General features: G+C 62.3%; 18 protein-coding genes. 7 read left to right on the forward strand and 11 right to left on the reverse strand.

Going from position 1 to position 19,671, the window contains the following annotated elements:
• Positions 1-113: 113 nt before the first annotated feature.
• Together PZN02_RS11565 and queF are read left to right on the forward strand one after the other, a co-directional pair.
• On the forward strand, positions 114-1,025 hold the full coding sequence (locus PZN02_RS11565; protein WP_280658138.1) for a cation diffusion facilitator family transporter: 912 nt from the start codon (positions 114-116) through the stop codon (positions 1,023-1,025).
• Between the two features lie 116 nt (positions 1,026-1,141).
• Positions 1,142-1,606, forward strand: coding sequence for a preQ(1) synthase (gene queF, locus PZN02_RS11570; RefSeq protein ID WP_280658139.1), 465 nt, complete (start codon positions 1,142-1,144; stop codon positions 1,604-1,606).
• 32 nt (positions 1,607-1,638) lie between these two features.
• On the opposite strand, the gene PZN02_RS11575 is transcribed toward queF, so the two are convergent.
• Positions 1,639-2,115, reverse strand: a complete 477-nt coding sequence (locus tag PZN02_RS11575; RefSeq protein WP_280658140.1) for a GNAT family N-acetyltransferase — start codon at positions 2,113-2,115, stop codon at positions 1,639-1,641.
• Between the two features lie 57 nt (positions 2,116-2,172).
• Entirely contained in the window at positions 2,173-2,751 is a 579-nt protein-coding gene (locus PZN02_RS11580; protein ID WP_280658141.1) for a HupE/UreJ family protein, read from the reverse strand.
• A 309-nt stretch (positions 2,752-3,060) separates the two neighbouring features.
• Here PZN02_RS11580 and PZN02_RS11585 point away from each other — a divergent pair, with 309 nt between their 5' ends.
• Both PZN02_RS11585 and leuA read left to right on the forward strand, forming a co-directional pair.
• Positions 3,061-3,651, forward strand: coding sequence for an ATP-dependent Clp protease proteolytic subunit (locus tag PZN02_RS11585; RefSeq protein WP_425336237.1), 591 nt, complete (start codon positions 3,061-3,063; stop codon positions 3,649-3,651).
• A gap of 511 nt (positions 3,652-4,162) precedes the next feature.
• Positions 4,163-5,872 carry a 2-isopropylmalate synthase gene (gene leuA / locus PZN02_RS11590; protein WP_280658143.1) on the forward strand — a complete coding sequence of 570 codons (1,710 nt, stop codon included), beginning with the start codon at positions 4,163-4,165 and terminating at the stop codon, positions 5,870-5,872.
• Between the two features lie 83 nt (positions 5,873-5,955).
• Here leuA and PZN02_RS11595 read toward each other — a convergent pair whose 3' ends face one another.
• From PZN02_RS11595 to PZN02_RS11610, 4 genes are all read right to left on the reverse strand, one after another.
• Positions 5,956-6,783: an anti-sigma factor family protein gene (locus PZN02_RS11595; RefSeq protein WP_280658144.1), complete on the reverse strand. Its 828-nt coding sequence runs from the start codon at positions 6,781-6,783 to the stop codon at positions 5,956-5,958.
• Between the two features lie 3 nt (positions 6,784-6,786).
• Complete coding sequence (locus PZN02_RS11600) at positions 6,787-7,305, reverse strand: RNA polymerase sigma factor (RefSeq protein ID WP_280658145.1); 519 nt, start codon at positions 7,303-7,305, stop codon at positions 6,787-6,789.
• 300 nt (positions 7,306-7,605) lie between these two features.
• Positions 7,606-8,151 (reverse strand): tetratricopeptide repeat protein, encoded by a 546-nt coding sequence (locus PZN02_RS11605; protein ID WP_280661469.1) that lies wholly within the window; start codon positions 8,149-8,151, stop codon positions 7,606-7,608.
• Between the two features lie 160 nt (positions 8,152-8,311).
• Entirely contained in the window at positions 8,312-9,214 is a 903-nt protein-coding gene (locus PZN02_RS11610; protein WP_280658146.1) for a metallophosphoesterase family protein, read from the reverse strand.
• 58 nt (positions 9,215-9,272) lie between these two features.
• Between PZN02_RS11610 and PZN02_RS11615 the strand changes: the two genes are divergently transcribed.
• Positions 9,273-9,794, forward strand: a complete 522-nt coding sequence (locus tag PZN02_RS11615; protein ID WP_425336238.1) for an NUDIX domain-containing protein — start codon at positions 9,273-9,275, stop codon at positions 9,792-9,794.
• A gap of 3 nt (positions 9,795-9,797) precedes the next feature.
• Here the strand turns inward: PZN02_RS11615 and PZN02_RS11620 are convergent, their stop codons facing one another.
• Positions 9,798-10,826: a glutathione S-transferase family protein gene (locus PZN02_RS11620; protein WP_280658147.1), complete on the reverse strand. Its 1,029-nt coding sequence runs from the start codon at positions 10,824-10,826 to the stop codon at positions 9,798-9,800.
• A gap of 260 nt (positions 10,827-11,086) precedes the next feature.
• On the opposite strand from PZN02_RS11620, the gene PZN02_RS11625 reads away from it, so the two are divergent.
• Positions 11,087-11,647: a GNAT family N-acetyltransferase gene (locus PZN02_RS11625; protein ID WP_280658148.1), complete on the forward strand. Its 561-nt coding sequence runs from the start codon at positions 11,087-11,089 to the stop codon at positions 11,645-11,647.
• A gap of 105 nt (positions 11,648-11,752) precedes the next feature.
• Here the strand turns inward: PZN02_RS11625 and PZN02_RS11630 are convergent, their stop codons facing one another.
• The gene (locus PZN02_RS11630) at positions 11,753-12,724 is read right to left on the reverse strand and encodes an MBL fold metallo-hydrolase (protein WP_280658149.1); all 972 of its coding nucleotides are present in this window, start codon (positions 12,722-12,724) and stop codon (positions 11,753-11,755) included.
• A 147-nt stretch (positions 12,725-12,871) separates the two neighbouring features.
• On the opposite strand from PZN02_RS11630, the gene PZN02_RS11635 reads away from it, so the two are divergent.
• Complete coding sequence (locus PZN02_RS11635; protein WP_280658150.1) at positions 12,872-13,828, forward strand: LysR family transcriptional regulator; 957 nt, start codon at positions 12,872-12,874, stop codon at positions 13,826-13,828.
• Positions 13,829-13,860: 32 nt separating this feature from the next.
• Here the strand turns inward: PZN02_RS11635 and PZN02_RS11640 are convergent, their stop codons facing one another.
• From PZN02_RS11640 to PZN02_RS11650, 3 genes are read right to left on the reverse strand one after another with little or no spacing between them, the layout of a single operon-like run.
• Positions 13,861-15,930, reverse strand: a complete 2,070-nt coding sequence (locus PZN02_RS11640) for a hypothetical protein (protein WP_280658151.1) — start codon at positions 15,928-15,930, stop codon at positions 13,861-13,863.
• Between the two features lie 10 nt (positions 15,931-15,940).
• A complete protein-coding gene (locus tag PZN02_RS11645; protein ID WP_280658152.1) occupies positions 15,941-18,751 on the reverse strand; it encodes a DUF4159 domain-containing protein in 2,811 nt (936 codons plus the stop codon).
• Positions 18,748-19,668, reverse strand: a complete 921-nt coding sequence (locus PZN02_RS11650; RefSeq protein WP_280658153.1) for a DUF58 domain-containing protein — start codon at positions 19,666-19,668, stop codon at positions 18,748-18,750. The genes PZN02_RS11645 and PZN02_RS11650 overlap by 4 nt, the downstream gene beginning before the upstream one ends.
• Positions 19,669-19,671 lie beyond the last annotated feature (3 nt).

A 19,671-nucleotide genomic window follows, 5' to 3' on the forward strand; every position in this document is an offset into this window, starting at 1 on the left:
CATTATTGCCCATATGGTCTTTGGAACCCGCCTGCGCGAAAATTCGCGCGGGCGGTTTTGCGTTTGAATGGGCTTGCATTTGCAACTCGTTTGCATCTGCGCGAGGAATGAAGATGACCGCACCCGATAATCGAAGCGTCCTCAGGCTGGCCTTCTGGGGCATACCGCTTTCCGTCGGCGTCATGGGCCTGAAGATGCTCGCCTGGTGGGTGACCGGTTCGGTTGCGCTGCTTTCCGACGGGCTGGAATCCATCGTGAACGTGATTGCCGCAGTGATCGCTTATGTGGTGATTGGCTATGCCGCGAAACCGGCGGATGCGACCCACCCGTTCGGACATCACAAGGCGGAGTATTTTTCCGCGGTCATCGAAGGCGTGTTGATTGTCGTGGCGGCGCTTCTAATCCTATGGCAGGCCGTGCCCGAGATGATGGCGCCAGAGCTCTTGAGCGCACCGGCGCTCGGTCTTGCGATCAACTTCGCCGCCAGCGTCATCAATGCGATCTGGGCCTATCTGCTGATCCGCGCCGGCACCCGTCATCGCTCACCGGCGCTGAGCGCCGACGGACATCATATTCTCTCCGACGTCGTGACATCAGCAGGCGTGCTCGCCGGCCTTCTTCTTGCCATTGCCACCGGTTACGCCATCCTCGATCCGCTGCTGGCAGTGATCGTCGCCGGCAACATCCTGCTCCAGGGCTGGAAGGTTATCTTTCGTTCGGTCGACGGGCTGATGGACAAGGCCGTGCCGGCGGAAGAGGAAGAGGCGATCAAGCAGGCAATCGCGGCAAATGCCGGCGGCTCTCTCGGCGTTCACGATCTGAAGACACGGCAGGCCGGTCCGGCGATCTTCGTGGATTTCCACATGGTCGTGCCCGAAGCGATGCCCGTCGGCGACGCCCATGACATTTGTGACCGGGTCGAGGACGCGATTCGCGTCGTTCATCCTGGCGCGAGAATTGCCATTCATGTCGAGCCGGAAGGCGAGAAGGCGCACGGTGTGCGCGTGAAGACCAGAGCGGGATGAGGAAAAGTGTATGCGGTTTTCCGCCCGCATCCCGCTCTTACTATTTAGCATCGATCACGGCCAGGATTTGGGTCGTACCGACCCAAATCCTCGTGATCTAGTGGAGCAGTAAGGAAATGACGAAAACGGACGTATCGGGACTTTCACAACTAGGCGCAAAGGTCGACCTGCCGCAGAGCCCGGATGAGGCGGTGCTGGAAAGGGTGCCAAGCGGTCATGCTGGCACGGACTTCGTCGTCCGCTTCACGGCACCGGAATTCACCTCGCTTTGTCCGATGACCGGACAACCGGATTTCGCGCATATCGTCATCGACTATGTGCCGGATGGCTGGCTCGTGGAGTCGAAGTCGCTCAAGCTCTTCCTGCATTCCTTCCGCAATCACGGCGCTTTCCATGAGGATTGCACCATGGAGATCGGCAAGCGGCTGGTATCGCTGCTTTCGCCGAAATGGCTGAGGATCGGTGCCTACTGGTATCCGCGCGGCGGCATTCCGATCGACGTCTTCTGGCAGACCGGCGCGCCGCCGGAGGGCGTCTGGCTGCCGGACCAAGGTGTGCCGACCTATCGCGGTCGCGGGTGACTGGCGCATTTCGCGCCGTTTGAGGGTCGAGATCAAAGAGGCTTGGAGAGGCCAATCTTCTCCAGATTGTTCTCAAGGATCGGGTCGAACAGAACCTCCCGCCAAAGCTGGCGGTATCCGAGATGCTGATAAAGGCGAAGGGCTCGCTCGTTCATGGCGGCCACGTGAATGTGCGCCTCGGCGTATCCTCGAGCGGCGATCTCTGCCTCGAGCGCTCCTATCAGTGCGGATCCGGCGCCGCGCCCTTCGAAGGTCGGCGCAATCCAGATATCGCTGATGGTATCGTCTTCACGCTCGCTGGCGCCGAGACCCGCCGGTTCGCTATCGATCTCGGCCACCAGCACGCGCGAACCGAGTTCCCGCAGGAATGGCAGGAAGGGATTGCTTGCCGCGATCTTGGCGGCCACTTGCGCGGACACGAGTGGCTTTATTCCCTTCAGCCATGCTGAGAGGCCGATGTCGGCAAGCGCATCGATCTCCTCCAGCAGCGCAGGGCGAATCACCAGCATTCAGCCGTCTCTCCCGACAGGCCGATGCGCTGCCCCAGCCCCTTCACTCTTCATGCATCATCCCAGCATCAAGACCGCGCCCGCTGCGGCTGTGAAGCCGCCGAGGAGGCGGGCGAGAGCTTTGTTGCCGGAAAGCTTGCCGAGCAGGATGCCGAGGCCGATGCCGGCTGCGTGCAGGAGCGCGGTTGCCACCATGAAGCCCGCAGCGAAGGGGGCGATTTCGGCTGCGCCTATCTCGCCGCCATGGGCATGGCCATGGAACAGGGCGAGGACGCCGACGACGGCTGCGGCCTTCGCGGCATCGAGCCGCACCGCCGTCGCCACGATAAGGCCGAAGGCGACGACCGAGGCGAGGATCACCGGTTCGACGAGGGGCAGGGGTGTGCCGGTCACGGCGAACGCGAAGCCGAGCGCCATGGTGGCGACGAAGCCGGCCGGTATCGTCCAAAGCGCCCGTCCGTCGATCTGCGCGGCCCAAAGCCCGACAGCCACCATCGCAAGGACATGGTCGGCGCCGAAAAATGGATGGGAAAGGCCCGCCATCAGCGAGCCGTGCTCGGCGGGATTGAGATGGGCAAAGGCTGGCGCAGCGGAGGTGCTGACTGCCGCGGCGGCGATTAGGATATGTCTCTTCATTCTGGTCCCCACTGATCGGCGGGCCCGGGAGGCAGCCCGCCTTATCCGGATCACGGCTCGGGTCACTCCGGCCTGGTGATCGATTCTTGCGGTCAAAGCGGTGCCAAGCTCCTGCGTTCTCGCCCGCTTCGATGACCCGCTGATCTTATTGGGCTTTGTCGGCCTGTCCATACGGCATTTGACGGCCCTCGCATTTACCATGGCGGCAGCGTTGGCCATTTGAGCCGGTCTTCGCCCGTGCGTTTGCATTGTTTTCGCCGTCGAGTCGCATTATCTGACTTTGAAGACATTTCATGAGGAGTCCGGAGGATGCGGATGAACGACGACGAACAGGAAGAGAAAAAGACCGAATTGCCGCTCGGCAAGGAAACGGAGGCGAACCTTTTCAAGTCGCGTTCGATTTTCATCTACGGGACGATCACCCAGGAACTGGCGCAGAAGGTTTGCTCGCAGCTCGTGGCGCTCGCTTCCGCCAGTGATGACGATATCCGCATTTTCGTCAATTCTCCCGGCGGCCACGTCGAGTCCGGCGACAGCATTCACGACATGATCAAGTTCGTGAAGCCGAATGTTTGGACGATCGGCACCGGCTGGGTCGCCTCGGCGGGTGCTCTGATCTATGTCGGTCCGCCCAAGGAACGGCGTCTTTGCCTGCCGAACACGCGCTTCCTGCTGCACCAACCGTCCGGCGGTACACGCGGCATGGCCTCCGATATCGAGATCCAGGCACGCGAAATCCTCAAGATGAACGAGCGCCTGAACAAAATCTTCTCCGAGGCAACCGGCCAGCCGGTCGAGAAGATCGCCAAGGACACCGACCGCGACTACTGGCTCGGTGCGGAAGAAGCGAAGGCCTACGGGCTCGTTTCGCGGATCATCACGTCGATCGCGGACATTTGATATCGGCGGATTCGATCGGAATCCGCCCCTCATCCGCCTGCCACACCTTCTCCCTTCATGCGGGGAGAAGGTGACTCTCGGCAATGCTTCGATCCCAAAATCCCCTCTCTCCGCATGCAAGGAGAAGGTTTAGGGTGAGGGGCATTCGAGGTAGGAGCAACGTTTGTGCCTCGCGCATCGGCTCCCTTGCCCCGCCGCCACAAGCCGTGTATAGGCTTTCCCCATGACTGGCGCGAACGTATATAAGATCGCAGCGATCTTCTCCGGACACGATGACAATCGTGCGCCGTCCCGCGCCCTCGCATCGCTTCTTCTTCTCGGCCTTATTCGCGGTTGCCGGGTTCGCTGAGGAGCGCCCGGCGGCCGAAAAGCCTAGCCGGCAGATGCTCCTCGAATCCCAAGAGAGCTGAAACAAAAAGGCGCGGCCCCGCGGCGTTAGCGATCGCAATGATTTCGATGATCGGCTATTGCAGGCGGCAAGCCACGCCCCAGTGACGAAGAGAAGCTGCACATGATTCTGAAATCGCATTCCATCAAGACCGGCATGCCCGAGGCGGCGGTGAAATATCAGCCTTACCCGCAGATCGCGCTGACGGAGCGGACGTGGCCATCCAAGACCATCACGCAAGCGCCGATCTGGTGCTCGGTGGATCTGCGCGACGGCAATCAGGCGCTGGTCGATCCGATGGGGCACGACCGCAAGGCGCGCATGTTCCATTTGCTGCTCGACATGGGTTTCAAGGAAATCGAGATTGGCTTCCCGTCCGCCTCGCAGACCGATTTCGACTTCGCACGCTGGTGCGTGGAGGAGGGCAATGTCCCCGCCGACGTGTCGTTGCAGGTGCTTGTGCAATGCCGGCCGGAATTGATCGCCCGCACGTTCGAGGCACTCCGTGGTGCGCACCAGCCGATCGTACATTTCTATAACTCAACCAGTGAGTTGCAGCGCCGCGTGGTGTTCGGCAAGGACGTCGCCGGCATCAAACAGATCGCGACCGATGCCGCCAAGATGATCACCGACATGGCCGCGAAGGCCGGCGGCGGCTATCGCTTCGAATATTCGCCGGAAAGCTTCACGGGCACCGAGCTCGAAGTGGCGCTGGAGATCTGCAACGCGGTCACCGAAGTCGTCAGGCCGACGCCGGACAACAAGCTGATCATCAATCTGCCCTCGACCGTCGAGATGGCGACACCGAACATCTATGCCGACCAGATCGAGTGGATGTGCCGAAATCTCGACAACCGCGAGAACCTGATCATCTCGCTGCATCCGCACAACGATCGCGGCACCGGCATTGCTGCCACCGAACTGGGTCTGATGGCTGGCGCTGACCGCGTCGAGGGGACACTCTTCGGCAATGGCGAACGCACTGGCAACGTCGATGTGGTGACGCTGGCTTTGAACATGTTCACGCAAGGGGTCGACCCCAAGCTCGACTGCTCGGACATCGAGCGGATCAAGGAAGTCTACGAATATTCAAACCAGATGGTCATTCCCGAGCGCCACCCTTACGTCGGCGAACTCGTCTACACGGCTTTCTCCGGGTCGCATCAGGACGCGATCAACAAGGGGATGAAGGCGATCAAGCAGGCCAACAAGCCGCTCTGGGAAGTGCCCTATCTGCCGATCGACCCGCGTGACGTCGGCCGCAGCTACGAGGCGATCATCCGCATCAATTCCCAGTCCGGCAAGGGCGGCATCGCCTATATCCTGCAGGAAGACTACGGCATCAACCTGCCGCGCAACCTGCAGGTCGAGTTCCGCGAGGACATCCAGCGCATCACCGACGAAGAGGGCAAGGAACTGCCGTCGAAGCGCATCCATGCCCGTTTCCTCGAGCGCTATGTGGAGCAGCCCAACGCGCGGCTGAAATTCGTCGACCACCACACCTATCCGGTCGGTGAGCACAAGGGCCTGCGTGTCGTTGCCGCCGAAATCACCGACAGGGGTGAGACCAAGCGGATCGAGGGCAAGGGCACGGGCCCGATCGACGGCTTCATCAATGCGCTGTCGATCTATCTCGGCATCGAGCTTTCGGTGGCCGACTATTCGGAACACTCGCTGCAGCATGGTTCGAATGCCGCGGCCATTGCCTATGTCGAGGTCGAATATCCCGGCGGCAAGCTGTTCGGCGTTGGAATCAACACCAATATCGTCGCTGCCTCGCTGGAAGCGATTGTCTCGGCGGCCAACCGGGTGCCGGAGATGAAGGCGGTATAAGGACCGCCAACATCAGCCTATGCAGAAAAGCCGCGCCGGTTCTTCGGACCGTGCGGCTTTTTCATTTTGCCAACCACCGCTAATCAAATGCTCGCCGCCACGGCTTCTGCGAGCTCGCGGAGCCCGGCATCCGCAGACGGGCCGACGACCACGAGCGATGCATCGCCTTTCTGCCAGGAGACCAGTCCGAGGTTGTCGCGGATGTCCTCGCGGAACTGGTCCGTTTGCGGCTCCTCGCCACCCTTGAGGAAGCAGATCGCGTAGATATCGCCCTCGCGATCGCGGTAAACGAGCTGGCCAACGGGCTTGCCGTCAACCACCAACAGCCTTGCACCCTCGAAGGTGAGACCCTTGCTTGCGAGATCCGGGGTCTTGAAGCCGACGCCGACGCTGGAGGCGAGCCAGGCCTCGATCTTCGGCCCGTCCGATGCAGGCGCCTCGACGAGGTGCTCCTTCTGCCGGGAATAGATGCGATGATAGTCGGCGATCTCATCTATCCACGGGCGCGCGGAGGCGGCGCTTTCGGGCTCGGCGACGTAATGCGCGCTGCCGGCGAGGAACCCCGCGGCACCGCCGAGAAGCAATAGCGCCATGGCCGCGGCCAAGGCTCGCGGCCAGACGCGAATCGTCCGCGCCGGCAGGTTTGCCGTCGCGACGCGCTCGGATCTCGGATTGATGCCGGATCCCTGCTTGATCTGGCGCACTAGCGCCAGCGGCACCGGGTCATGGAGAAAGTCCTCGAACGCCTTGTTGCCAAAGGCACTGCCGGCCTTCAGCTTATCGAGCATGACCTTGGCGTCCTCGTCACGGGCAAGCAAAGCATCGAGTTCGGCTCTCTCGGCGTCGCCGAGCTCGTCGTCGATATAGGCGGACAACCGAACTTCAAGCGCTTGACCTGTCGTCTGCTGCAATGGTCAGGCCCTCCTTTCGGTATTCTCGGACAGCATGGCGGCGAGCCGCAGGCGGGCGGTGGACAGCCTGCTCATCACGGTACCGATCGGAACGCCGAGGATATCTGCGGTCTCGCGGTAGCTGTGACCTTCGACATTGATGAGCAGGAAGACGCTGGCAAGGCCTTCCGGCATGGAAAGGATCATCTTCTGCAGTTGGTTGGCATAGACCGCCTTTTCGGCAACAGCCTCCACGCGCAACTCGCTCTGGTCAAAAATGTCGACGGCTGCGCCGCCGGCGCGGACCTTGCGCTTGCGGACTTCATCGACCCAGAGATTGCGTGTCATGGCATAGACCCAGCTCTCCAGCCGGCCTTCCCCATGCCACAAGTGGCTGCGTGCGATGGCCCGCTCGCAAACCACCTGAACGAGGTCATCGGCATCATTGGCGTTGCGCGTCAGCGTCAGCGCAAAGCGGCGCAACTTGGGCAGCAGGCTGACCAAATCCCGTCTGAAGTCTTTCGTCTCTGCCGCTGGGCGCATTGCTCTTCCAATGAGACGTACCGGATCGGGCATCTATTCACGGTGCGAAATGCACTGCCCAATGATATGAAACATTTGATCCGAAGTCTGCAAGGGAAGAGCCGGAACGGAAACAGGTTTTTGCGTTCCGGCGTCAGTTTCCCATCGCCTCGCGGCCACGGCCTGCAGCGGAGAAGGCTGAGCTGCTCGCCGACAGCGTTGCGCGTCCAATCGGACGCGCAAAGCACGCCGTAGCACTTTGAATTTGCTGAGTAGGATTTAAGGAAACATGCCGTAGAGCGGGCCGTCTCCGCCGGCTTGTCAGTAATGATGACGGATGCCGCCGAGGGATTGAAGCAGAGCCCTATAGGCCCAGGTGTTTTCGCCGCCACGATCACGAATCTCGACGAGCTGCACCTTGGCCTCGTCGATCCGTCCTTGCTCGACCAGGGCCTGGCCGAGATAGGACCGGGCGAGAACGTAGTTCTCGTCGGCCTGCAGCGCGCGTTTGTAGTATTGCATGCCGAGTTCCATGCGCCCGGCCTTGCGATTGGCGTAGCCGAGATAGTTGAGCACGCGGGCACTGCGTTGGTCGCTTACGACTTCTAGCACCTTGATCGCATTGTCGTACTGGCCGGCATAGGCAAGCTCGCGTGCGGCTTCGAACAGGACGTCGTCGCTGAGGCCGCTCTTCTTCGCGTTGACGCACTGGCCCTTGCGCGTATCCCAGATCTTGCCGTTCTTGCATTGGGTGCTTGTTTTGGTCTTGCGCGGCGGTTCGCTGGTGTCGCCGACGGCCATGGCCGACTGGCCGGCGATCGAAGCCATAAATGCAGTAAGGACAAAGAAAGTCGTCTTCCGGAACATCATTGCCTGTCTCCCTGGAACGTCGCGCAGCATAGCCGGCAACCGACCGACGCACGCGTCCCCCGGCTGCCGAACCGCAGTATGACGCATAGGTGTAGCAAATTATTCGCCGCGAGCGGAATTTTCCTGCAAGGCTGTCGACGTTGCGGGCAGACCGAACCTAGAAAAGGGTGGTTTCGGCGAGTTCGAGGCCGCTCGCGTCGGCATTGAGCGCAAAGCGCTCGCGGCTGAGATTCCAGTTGCCGGGCTCGCCCGCTATCGAGAAGAGATTGTAGGCGGCCGCCGGCTTGCTGCCCCCCGGCCCCTGCGACGCAGAGGCAATGCCGACGACCGGCACCGGCGCGGTCTGTCCCTTCAGGTAGTAAACAGTGTTGAGATGGGTATGGCCATGCAGCACGAGTTCGGCGCCGCCGGACGATATGGCCGCTGCAAACCGGCGAATGCCAATCATGCGCTTGTGCATCGAGGTCGCGCCGCGGATCGGCGGATGATGGATCAGCACGACCCGGAAGAGGCCAGCCTCGCCCGCTGCCTGTAGCAGGTTGACGGTTGCACGCGCCTGTCGCTGACCGAAGTAGCCGCTCGCGGCGAAGGGTGGCGTGGCGACGGCGGTCGAGCAGCCGATGAGTGCCACGGGGCCGCGCACGCGCACATAAGGAAAGCAATGATGGTCTCGGATCCAGCCGAGCGGAGCCTCGTCGCTGCGCATGTAGGGATACCAGGCGTGTGTCGTCTTCTCGTAGGCACCCGGCACATAGGCGTCGTGGTTGCCTGGCACGATGGAGATGTCCCCGGGGTCGCCTGCCGCCGCAAGCCACGCGGTCACGGCCGCGATCTCCAGGGAAGAGGCGAGGTTCACGAGGTCGCCGGTGATCGCCAGATGGTCCGGATTGCGCTTCTCGATGTCATCCATCAGGCAGGCGAGCGTGCCGGGAAAGAAATGGCGCGCTCGGTTTCTGTGCCAGTTGACGAAACCGGTGATCCGCTTGGAAGCAAGCTCCCTCAGGGACAGGTCCGGCAAAGGCCCGAGATGGACGTCCGAAATATGCGCGAGTTTGAACATCACCCCCGTCTAGCGCATATTCCATCAGAGTGGAATCACCAGATTGTAACGATTTCGGATGAATGCCGCGGCCCACAAGGAGACTTCTTTGAAGCAGCAGCGACCGGCGGAAATGCGCAACTGGCGAATTCGCCTGCTGACGCGGTTCGCGCATGCCTATTTTGCGCTCTCGCGCGGCATGACGCTTGGCGTGCGGGCCGCCTGCTTCGACAGAGAAGGGCGGATCTTCCTCGTCAGGCATTCCTATCTTCCCGGCTGGCACCTGCCGGGCGGCGGCCTCGATCGCCATGAAACTGCGGTGGAGGGGCTCGCCCGCGAACTCAGGGAAGAAGGCAATCTGGAACTGACGTCGCCGCCGCTGCTGGTGCAGGTCTACTACAACCGGGGCACCAGCAAGCGCGATCACGTCATCTTCTTTCGTTGCGACAACGTGCGCCAGCTACGGCCGAAGGTTCCCGACCTGGAGATAGTCGCCGCCGGCTTCTTCGCGCTCAACGAACTGCCGAAAGACACGACCGCCGCAACGCGCCGGCGGATTGCCGAACTTGCCGGAACGGATGCACCCGACACGGTGTGGTAAGCGTCAACGGGTGCCGGCAACGCGCCTTGCAGTCTCGCTTGGACGTGCTGCACGATCGAGGCGATCGCGCCCGTGCGGCGTCGTAAGGTCAACCGCCGGGCCTGCCGGCACGACGCCTGTCGGGTTGATCATCGTGTGGCTGCGGTAATAGTGCTCCTTGATATGGCGCATGTTCACGGTCTCGGCGACGCCCGGGACCTGGTAGAGGTCGCGCAGGTAGCCGTAGAGGTTCGGGTAGTCGGCAATGCGCCGGATGTTGCATTTGAAGTGGCCGACATAGACCGGGTCGAACCGGACCAGGGTCGTGAACAGGCGCCAGTCGGCCTCGGTGATCCGATCTCCCAAAAGATAACGCTGCGAGGCGAGGCGGCCTTCCAACTCGTCCAACATGGCGAACAGGGCCTTGACGCTCTCATCATAGGCTTGCTGGCTGGTGGCGAACCCGGCTTTGTAGACGCCGTTGTTTACCGCGTCATAGACGCGTGCGTTGAGCCGGTCGATTTCGGCGCGTAGTTCCTCGGGGCAGAAATCCTCGATCGAGCCGGTAAGATGGTCGAAGGCCGAGTTGAACATGCGGATGATTTCGGCAGATTCATTCGAGACGATGGTGTTCTTCTTCTTGTCCCAAAGCACGGGCACCGTCACGCGGCCGGAATACTTGGGGTCGGCGCGCACATAAATCTGCCAAAGCGTGTCGGAACCGAAGAGATGGTCCACGGTGCCGCCGTTCTCGCCCTTGAACTCCCAACCGTTGGACAGCATCAGGGGATCGACGATCGAGACCGAAATGATGTCCTCGAGCTTCTTGAGCCTGCGGAAAATCAGCGTGCGATGCGCCCAGGGACATGCAAGCGAGACATAGAGATGGTAGCGGTCCGGCTCGGCCGCAAAGCCGCCTTCGCGGGATGGCCCCGGCGATCCGTCGGCAGTGATCCAGTTGCGAAACTGTGACTCGCTGCGCTTGAAATGGCCTTTCGTCGTCTCGGTGTCGTACCAGACGTCCTGCCAGACTCCGTTGACCAGCCTGCCCATGCCTGAGCTCCTTCATGTTTCTCCTACAATTGATAGATAACGCAGCGGCGGGGCGGCGATAGGTGTCAAATTTTGAACACTGCGTTTTGGGCTTTGACAGACGGCAATTTTCTGCTATCGCGATCGGGCAATTTTTTTCGTGTTCGGAACGATCGTAACCATGATTCTGTCGGGAAGCCTGCGACGACGCTGATGCTGCCAACGCCCTTTCGGGGCGCGCCATCCTTATTGTCCGTTCGCATGCTTGGTTTTCGACATCCATGAAAAAGCACGACATCGTCTATCTCAGTGAAGACGCGTCACACGACGCAGCCATCGAAATCATCAACGAAGAAGCCTTTGGTCCCGGGCGGTTCGTGCGCGCTGCAGCCCGGATTCGCGAGCAGGGTCCTCATGACCGCTCGCTGTCATTCATCTGCGCCGACGATGGCGAGACGATCGCCTCCGTGCGGTTGACGCCGGTCATGGCCGGGCAGGTTAGGGGGCACCTGCTCGGCCCGCTCGCCGTGCGGCCCTCGCACAAGAACCGGGGCATTGGCCGCGAGCTCGTGCGCATTGCCGTCGAGGCTGCGCGGCGGAAGGGCTCCGAGGCGGTGATCCTCGTCGGCGACCCGCCCTATTATCAGCCGCTCGGTTTCGAGAAAGTGCATTACGGTGCACTCGAATTTCCGGGGCCCGTCGACCCGGCGAGGGTTCTGGTCGTGCCGATGGCGGCGGACGTTCACGCGCGGCTCGAAGGCCTGATCGCCTGGCGCGACGACAGTGCCGCTCCGGTGGCCGAACTCGCGGTGGACGCGCAGGCCGAAGGCGCTGCTGCCTGATTTCTATAAGTTGCGTTTCTACTGACACCAAACAGCGATCCGATGGCACCACCGGATCGCTGTTTGGGATTACGAGCGCAAATTTGCACCGTTTCCGTTCGTGGATCAACCAGCCGAGTAGTTGACCGGTACCCAGTCGTAGTTCGTGTCGTCCGTGCGCAGGTGACCTATCCCGGGGAAGGCAATATGCGCGCCGGCGACCCAATAGCGGTCCGATGCTGCTTCCGCGAATGCGGCTCGGCGTGCCTCGACTGCCTTCTGCTGGTCGACATCGAATTCGATGGCAACGCCCGGTTCGTCGAACTGCAGCACATCGCCGTGCGTAATATCTCCCCAGAAGACCATCTTCTCTCCTTCGCTTTCGATCACCAGCGAGCTATGGCCCGGCGTGTGGCCCGAGCGTAGGATGGAACCGATGCCCGCGACTGGCGCGGCATCGTCGTCGAAGGTCTCCAGTCTACCTGCGTCCAGATAGGGCGTGAGGCTTTGCTGCGCTTCGACAAACTGGTTCTTAAGCGGACCGGTTGCGCCTTCCCGTTTGGCGGGATCGAGCCAGAAATCGATGTCTCGCTTGTTGACGCGCACAATGGCGTTCGCGAAGAGCCGCTCGCCATCGGCGGAGAGACCTCCGGAATGGTCAGTGTGGATATGCGTGAGGATCACGTCATCGATGTCACTTGCCTGGTAGCCTGATGCCTCGATGTTCCGGATCAGCTTACCAAGCTTCGGGCCGAGATAGCTGCCTGTCCCCGCGTCAATCAGGACGAGACGTTCGCCAGCGTTGATCAGAAATGCGTTCACGGACGTTTCGCTGTCTGTGCCCTGAAATGCTGCGGCCAGCGCGGATTGCGCGTGTTCGTCAGTCGTATTGCTGTAAAGGCTTGCAAGCGGTATCGGGATAGTTCCGTCTGAAAGCGCCGTCACCTCGATCGAGCCCACCTTCATGCGATAGAAAGCGGGAGCCTGGACCTCGGCGAAGGGCGCTTTGGCGGCGGCGAGGGTTGAGATAATCGGCATCGAACTCGCCGCGATAAGAGCGGTGGCGGTTCCCTTTAGGATCGATCGGCGCGTATGCATAGCTTCAACTCCTAATAATTTGGAGCGGGATGCGGGCGGGAAACCGCTCACATTTTCCTCATCCCGCTCTGATTGCTGATCCGGCTCTTGCAAGACCTCAGGCAAAAGCTATGTATGGAGCGATCAGCAATCAAATCGATACGGGTCATGGAAGTCATCGATCATTTCAATCTGCGCTCCTTCGACCTCAACCTGTTGATCGCCTTCGATGCAATGATGGAGGAGGGCAGCGTCACCAAGGCGGCTCGCCGCCTCAAGATCCAGCAGCCGGCCATGAGCCACAACCTGTCGACGTTGAGGGTTCTGTTTCAGGACGATCTTTTCGTGAGGATTGGCCAGGTCATGCAGCCGACCGCGCGGGCGCGGGCGCTGGCCGGGCCGATCCGCCTGGCACTCAAGCAGGCGCAGGCCGCACTCTTCGCCGCCGACATATTCGATCCAGCAACCGAGCGGCGAATTTTCCGCCTGGGCTTATCCTGCGAGGCCGAGCTTCTACTGCTTCCGGACTTGACAGCGCTGCTGCGAAGAATGGCCCCCGGTATCCGCCTTCTGGTGCGGACCTGTACTCCGGACGAGGTGGATTCGATGCTGAGCGCAGGTACGATCGACATGGCCGTCGGCTGCACCTACGCACCGAACTCGCGCTATATTTCCGAAGTGCTCTACGAGGCGGAGGTGCTGTGCTGCTTCAATTGCGATCTGTTGCCCTTGCCGAGTCCGGTGACCCTCGATGCCTATCTGCAGGCCGACCACGTGGTGATTTCGCAATCAGAAAGCCTTCATGGGTGCGTGAAAGATGCACTTGAACATGCCGGCACCGAGCTGAATGTGGTCGCCGCCGCCCCCGATTTCATGTCCGTCCTGGCGACCGCCAGTTTGTCGCCCGTCATTGCTACCGTGTCTTCGCGTATTGCCGAGCGTTACGGGCCGTTGTTGGGATTGGAGGTTAGCCCGGTGCCTTTGGTGCTTCGGTTTCCGCCCGTTACCATGGTCTGGCCGCTGCATTCGGACAATGATCCGGCCGGCGTCTGGTTACGGCGGCACATTCGTGCGTGTCTTTCCGCCAGTGCCCCGCAGCTTCCGCACCCGCTCGCTGCGGAATAGGTTTTGCCGTTCCGGCCTGAAGCGTCACGCCTCTATCGACCCTCTCGATACCAGGTGGAAGAGATCAGGAAGAGCAGGGCGGCGAGCCCGAAGAGACCGCCGAACAGGGACAGAGAGTTGATACCCTTCAGCACCGTCTCGTCCGTCATGCGCAGTGAGAGGCGCTCGTCGTCGGCCACCCGGACTGCGCCACGCACCGGCAGGATCGAAGGAAGATCGACCGGGCCATCGGCATCTGCCAGCCGGCGCACGAGCCCCTTGGTTTTTTCCGCCCAGGGGCGGAGCTTTTCCTCCGTGGAGATTGCCGCCTTGAATTCCGGTGCATCGACATTGCCGACATGGACGAGCGTCGTGAGCTCGTCATTGGCCACCTCGAAGAGGCCGGTCTCCGTCGTTTTGACTTCGGCCTTGTAGAGGCCCGGTTCGCGCTCGGTCAAAGTGATCTCGTCGGTCTTGCCCGACGGATAGGTGAGCGTCGCCTGGCCAGGATCGCCTTCGATCGTCTGGCGGGTAATTTCCAGCGTACGGCCGGAGGCGCGCGCCGTCAGTGCCTCCTCTTCGAGCGCCGGTTCCTGCATCAGCCAGTGGGCCGTGCGCCGATAAAGCGAAACATGCGGTCCGCCGCCCTCAAAGCCGCGCGCCCACAGCCAGCCCTGGTCGGACAAAAGCATCGCGACACGCCCCTTGCCGACGCGGTTGAGGACGAGCAACGGCTTTCCGTCGGCCGCTTCCATCACCGTCTGCCCGAGCGGACGGTCGACGTCGACGGTGCGGAACCACCGGCCCCAGCCCGGCGGCTCGCTCGACGCGCCTTCGAGACCGCGCGTGACCGGATGCTTCTTTCCCTCATCTGAGAGGCGGGGGAAGTAGGCCTTTTCATTCATGACGCCGGTGGGGGTCGCGGGCAGCACTGCCGAAAGCGGCGTCGCGGCAATCGAGTCGTCTCCGGCGTGTTCCGGGCCGGCGGCGATCAACAAGGCGCCGCCGTTCTGCACATACTGCGCGATGTTGTCGTAGTAGAGGATCGGCAGCACGCCGCGATGCTGGTAGCGGTCGAAGATGATCAGATCGAACTCGCTGATCTTGTCGACGAAGAGCTCGCGCGTCGGAAAGGCGATCAGCGAAAGCTCATTGATCGGGGTGCCATCCTGCTTTTCCGGGGGACGCAGAATGGTGAAATGGACGAGATCGACTGCCGCGTCGGACTTCAGAAGATTGCGCCAGGCGCGCTCGCCCGCATGGGGCTCGCCGGAAACGAGGAGCACGCGCAGGTTTTCGCGAATGCCGTCGAGTACGTGGACGGCACGGTTGTTGACCTCCGTCACTTCGCCGGCGAGCGGGTTCACCGCGAATTCGAGGATGTTGTTGCCGCCGCGCGGCACGGTGAAGCTGAACGGCACGTCGGTGCCCGGCTCGGCATGCTCCGTCGCGATCTCGTTGCCATTGAGGCGGATCGTCACTTCAGCGCCACCGCCAGGAGCGGCGCCGTCATCGACAACACGGAAGGTCATCTTCTGCTGTTCGCCGACGATGCCGAAGCGTGGTGCGCTGACGATTTCGATACGCCGATCGAATTCATTCGGCTTGCCGGTGATCAGGCCATGGATCGGCGCATCAAAGCCGAGTTTCTGATTGACGTCGGGAACGTCGTGGATTTGTCCGTCGGTGATGAAGACGGCGCCGCCGACCCGCGCCGGCGGCACGTCGGCAAGCGCTGTCGCCAAAGCGCCGAAAAGCTTTGTCGAAGGTGCCTCGGTTTCGGCGCTATCCGCGGCCTCGACAATGCGGGTCTCAATCTGCGGAAAGCGGGAGAGGCGATCCTTGAGGTCGGCAAGCGCCCTGTCGGCCTGCTCGCGGCGGCCGTCATTTTCCTGACTTTGGCTGCGGTCGACGACGATGGCAACGATTGTCGAAAGCGGCTCGCGCTCCTCCTGGAAAACCGATGGATTGGCAATCGCCAGGCAGAACGCCGCCAGCGCCGCCGTTCTCAACCAGGCACCGCGAACGCGACGCCACAGGCCGAACGCCGCAAGCGCGACCGCTGCGAGGATCAACGCCGCGAGATAGGGCCAGGGAAGAAATGGTGCAAAGTCGACGGTCATCAAACAGTCCTCACTGACCGAGCCGCTCGAGCAGGGCGGGCACGTGCACCTGGTCGGCCTTGTAGTTGCCGGTCAGCATATACATCATGATATTGACGCCGGAGCGGAAAGCGTATTCGCGCTGCATCTCGTCAGGCGGAACCGTCGGCAGGAGCGCCACGCCATTCGTATCCACGGCCCATGCACCGGCAAGGTCGTTGCCGGTGATCATGATCGGCGTGACGCCATCACCGGACCGGGCCGGGCGGTCGCTTGCCTCTTCGCGGTTGTCGAGTTGCGCCTCGATCCAGAGAGGGCTGCCGGTGTAGCGCCCCGGAAAATTCGTGAGCAAATAGAAGGCTTTCGTCAGCACATGGTCGGCCGGAACGGGCTCCAGCGGCGGAATGTCGAGATTGGCCAGGATCGCCTGCAGCCGTTCCGTGTTCGCGCTCGTCCCGTTCGACGAGGCTCCGAGCGAGGAGAACTGGTCGCGGGTGTCGAAGAGTACCGTACCGCCTGCGCGCATATAGGCGTCGATGCGGCTTACAGCCTGCGGGCTCGGCATCGGCGCATTGGCGGAGACCGGCCAATAGATGATCGGATAGAGGCTGAGTTCGTCCTTGGAAATGTCGAGCCCGACGGGCGCACCCGGCTCGAGCGTCGTGCGATAGGTCAGGAAATCGGTGAGGCCCGCGAGACCGCGTTCGGAGAGACGGTCGACGTCGTCTTCCCCGGTGACGACATAGGCGAGATGGGTCGTATCGAGGCGTTCGAGGATGCGTTGGTCATCCGCACGCGCGTCATCCGCAAGCGCCTGCGGCGGCAGGAGGACAAGGGTGCCGCACAGCACGAAGAGGACCGCAGTGGCACTCCTTGCCATCCGCATCCGCGAAAAGGCTCCGCCCATGAAGAGAACGATGACGGCGTCGGCAAGGAGCAGGAGCAGCGCCAGCGTCAAGAGAGCCGGCTTCAGTGACCAGCTTTCCTCGCCGGTCAGCCGTTCCGAGCTGTGCGTGCCTGCTGCCACCATGTCGATCCGCTTAAGTTCCGTGTCACGCGGAAGCAGGTTTAACGCCGTGAAACCGTCTTCGGAGCCGTAGAGCCCCGGCGGGTTTTCCGGAGATGCAAGCGGCGTCTTGCCGGGCACGACGTGGAGCGGCCGCGCATTGCCGGTCTCGGCAACAAGGACACCGTCGGCGTTCAGCAGCCGGTAGGGCGCCAGCGTCTGTGCCTGCGCCTTGCCTTCGCTCGCGACGCCGCCGCTGCGCGCAAGTTGCACGCTGCGGCGGAGCATTTCGACGAAATGCCCGGAAATCGGAAGATTCGACCAGGTTGCCTCTGCACTGACATGGAAGAGGATGATGCGTCCCGACCCCTGGGCCGCCGTCGTCACCAGGGGTGTTCCGTCCGCAAGATTTGCCCAGGTCCGCTCTGCCAGGTCAGCCGTAGGTTCGGCGAGGACCTGCCGCTTGACGAGAATGTCGGTAGGACGTGGCATGCCGGCAAAGGGGCCGTTGGCGGGATAGTCGGCGAGAGGCTGCGGCTCCGACCAGGTCAGCGCCCCGCCAAGCGCCCGCTCACCCTGCCTCAGCGTCACGGGGACGAGCGGATCGTCGGCCGGTGCCGCCGCAAGCCGCGGCCCGGCAAAGCGGATCAGTGTGCCACCATTATCGATCCACTTTTTCATCAGCGGATACATCTCTTCCGGCAGGCGGCCGATATCGGCCATGATCAGGACCGAAGGCCGTTGTTCGAGAAGTTCCGGAATGGCAACGGCAAGATCGGTCTCGCGCGGCAAGACGAGATCGGCATAGGGAGCCAATGCCCGGTTGATATAGTAGAGCGGCGACAGCAGTGGCTGGGAAAGATCGCGAGCCTCGCCGCTCAAGAGAGCGACTCGACGGCGGCGGAAACCGTCGTCGAGCAGGTGGACGCTGCCGGCGGTCGCGGCGCCTTCGATGCCGATGCGGGCGAAGTCGTTGCGCAGCTCGAAGGGTGCGGCGATCGTGCCCTTCGCAATCGCGTCACCGGGCGCGAAGTCGATCGCGCCATCGGCGATGGCACGGCCACGCGTATCGTAAGCGACGATCGAAACGGAACGGCGATCATCGGTGTTCAACCGGCTCGCCGTCACCGACATGCCGGCGTTATCGTTGCTGCTATTGGTGAGCGCTATCGCTTGACTGCCGTCGGCCTCGATCACCCGGAGATTGGCCGCGCGAATTCCGGCGAGCGCCTCCATCGTCTTGCCGTCTTCTGCTTCGATGCCGTCCGTGACGAAGGCGAGCGTGCCGGGTGCGGCGTCCTTGAAAGCCGTCCGCATCGCCGCGATCGCGGAGCGGCGATCGGCCGGAAGCGGTTCGGGCGATGCGGCAGCCAGACGGTTGCGCGCGGCCCCGGCCGATCCGGGCGTCGCATCATGCTGCCGATCGCCGGTGAAGACGATCGAGACGGCAAGATCTCTCGTCTCCGCGTCGTCGATCAGCGCCGAGGCAGCCTCGATCCGCCGCTCCCAATCGGGCGCGGTCGCCCAGCTGTTGTCGATCAACAGCGCGAGCGGGCCGGAGGAGGCGAGCGTGTTGCTGCGCGGATTGAAGACCGGATCGGCGATTGCGAAAATGACGGCGGTCGCCATCAGCATCCTGAGAAGCGTCAGCCACCAGGGGCTTTTCGACGGGGTCTCCTCGCGCTTCAGAACCGAGGCGAGGATGCGCAGCGGCGGAAAGACCTCGGCCGCCGGTCGCGGCGGCGTCATCCGCAAAAGCCACCAGATCACCGGCAGCGCAACAAGCGCGGCCAGCATGGCGGGATTGGCGAAGACGAAGGAAAGGCCGCCGATCATAGCAGACCTCCATGCGTTGCCCGTCCAGGCATTCCGGAAAGATACATGTGCACGGCAACCAGCGCCTCGGACGCGGGACGGTCGGTCCTATGCGGAATGAAGGTCCAGCCGAGATGCCTGAGGCTCGAGCCCAGGCTGTCGCGGCGGGCGAGATAGGCGCGCTGATAGTCCTCCTGCAGAATCTCGGCGCGTCCGGCTGTGAGTTTTTCGCCGGTCTCCGGGTCGGTGAATTCGGTTCGCCCGGCATAGGGAAAGACTTCCTCCGCAGGGTCGGCGATCTCGACCATATGTCCGCGGAAGCCGCGGCGTGCGAGCGGAGCAAGACGCTCCATCACCTTGTCGGCAGGGTCGAGAAAATCGCCGATCAGCACCAGATCGCTGGCATTGCGGATCATGCCGGTCTCGGGCAGGCCCTCGGAAAGCTGGCTCAGCATGATCGCGGTTGCCAATCGTTCGGCGGCGTTGCGCGCCGAGACCGGCTCCATGACGCCAGGGCAGCCGATCCGTTCGCCGGAGCGGGCAAGAATTTCGGCAAGTGCTAGCATCAGCACGAGCGCACGGCTTTCCTTTGAGACCGCGCCGAGCTCTGATTTGTACATCATCGAGGGCGATAGGTCTGCCCAAAGCCAGATCGTATGGGCTGCCTCCCATTCGCGGTCTCGGACATAGGTATGGTCGTCGCGGGCGGAGCGGCGCCAGTCGATGCGCGACAGGCTTTCGCCTTCGCTATAGGGGCGGAACTGCCAGAAATTTTCACCGATGCCGCGCTTGCGCCGGCCATGCCAGCCGGAGATCACCGTGTTGGCAATCCTGCGCGCTTCGACAAGGCAGTCCGGAACGAGCATTGCGCGCTGCTGGGCGCGCGACAGGACTTCGCCGGAAGGGGTACGCGCGACTATGTGCCCGATCGAGGCCATACA

This window comes from Sinorhizobium garamanticum, from assembly GCF_029892065.1.
In the GTDB taxonomy this organism is placed as follows: domain Bacteria; phylum Pseudomonadota; class Alphaproteobacteria; order Rhizobiales; family Rhizobiaceae; genus Sinorhizobium; species Sinorhizobium garamanticum.

Bases quoted from the DNA above. Each gene is read 5' to 3' on its own strand.
- PZN02_RS11565 (WP_280658138.1), top strand. From the start codon at position 114: ATGACCGCACCCGATAATCGAAGCGTCCTCAGGCTGGCCTTCTGGGGC.
- queF (WP_280658139.1), top strand. From the start codon at position 1,142: ATGACGAAAACGGACGTATCGGGACTTTCACAACTAGGCGCAAAGGTC.
- PZN02_RS11575 (WP_280658140.1), bottom strand. From the start codon at position 2,115: ATGCTGGTGATTCGCCCTGCGCTGCTGGAGGAGATCGATGCGCTTGCC.
- PZN02_RS11580 (WP_280658141.1), bottom strand. From the start codon at position 2,751: ATGAAGAGACATATCCTAATCGCCGCCGCGGCAGTCAGCACCTCCGCT.
- PZN02_RS11585 (WP_425336237.1), top strand. From the start codon at position 3,061: ATGCGGATGAACGACGACGAACAGGAAGAGAAAAAGACCGAATTGCCG.
- leuA (WP_280658143.1), top strand. From the start codon at position 4,163: ATGATTCTGAAATCGCATTCCATCAAGACCGGCATGCCCGAGGCGGCG.
- PZN02_RS11600 (WP_280658145.1), bottom strand. From the start codon at position 7,305: ATGCGCCCAGCGGCAGAGACGAAAGACTTCAGACGGGATTTGGTCAGC.
- PZN02_RS11605 (WP_280661469.1), bottom strand. From the start codon at position 8,151: ATGTTCCGGAAGACGACTTTCTTTGTCCTTACTGCATTTATGGCTTCG.
- PZN02_RS11610 (WP_280658146.1), bottom strand. From the start codon at position 9,214: ATGTTCAAACTCGCGCATATTTCGGACGTCCATCTCGGGCCTTTGCCG.
- PZN02_RS11615 (WP_425336238.1), top strand. From the start codon at position 9,273: ATGAATGCCGCGGCCCACAAGGAGACTTCTTTGAAGCAGCAGCGACCG.
- PZN02_RS11620 (WP_280658147.1), bottom strand. From the start codon at position 10,826: ATGGGCAGGCTGGTCAACGGAGTCTGGCAGGACGTCTGGTACGACACC.
- PZN02_RS11625 (WP_280658148.1), top strand. From the start codon at position 11,087: ATGAAAAAGCACGACATCGTCTATCTCAGTGAAGACGCGTCACACGAC.
- PZN02_RS11630 (WP_280658149.1), bottom strand. From the start codon at position 12,724: ATGCATACGCGCCGATCGATCCTAAAGGGAACCGCCACCGCTCTTATC.
- PZN02_RS11635 (WP_280658150.1), top strand. From the start codon at position 12,872: ATGGAAGTCATCGATCATTTCAATCTGCGCTCCTTCGACCTCAACCTG.
- PZN02_RS11640 (WP_280658151.1), bottom strand. From the start codon at position 15,930: ATGACCGTCGACTTTGCACCATTTCTTCCCTGGCCCTATCTCGCGGCG.
- PZN02_RS11645 (WP_280658152.1), bottom strand. From the start codon at position 18,751: ATGATCGGCGGCCTTTCCTTCGTCTTCGCCAATCCCGCCATGCTGGCC.
- PZN02_RS11650 (WP_280658153.1), bottom strand. From the start codon at position 19,668: ATGGCCTCGATCGGGCACATAGTCGCGCGTACCCCTTCCGGCGAAGTC.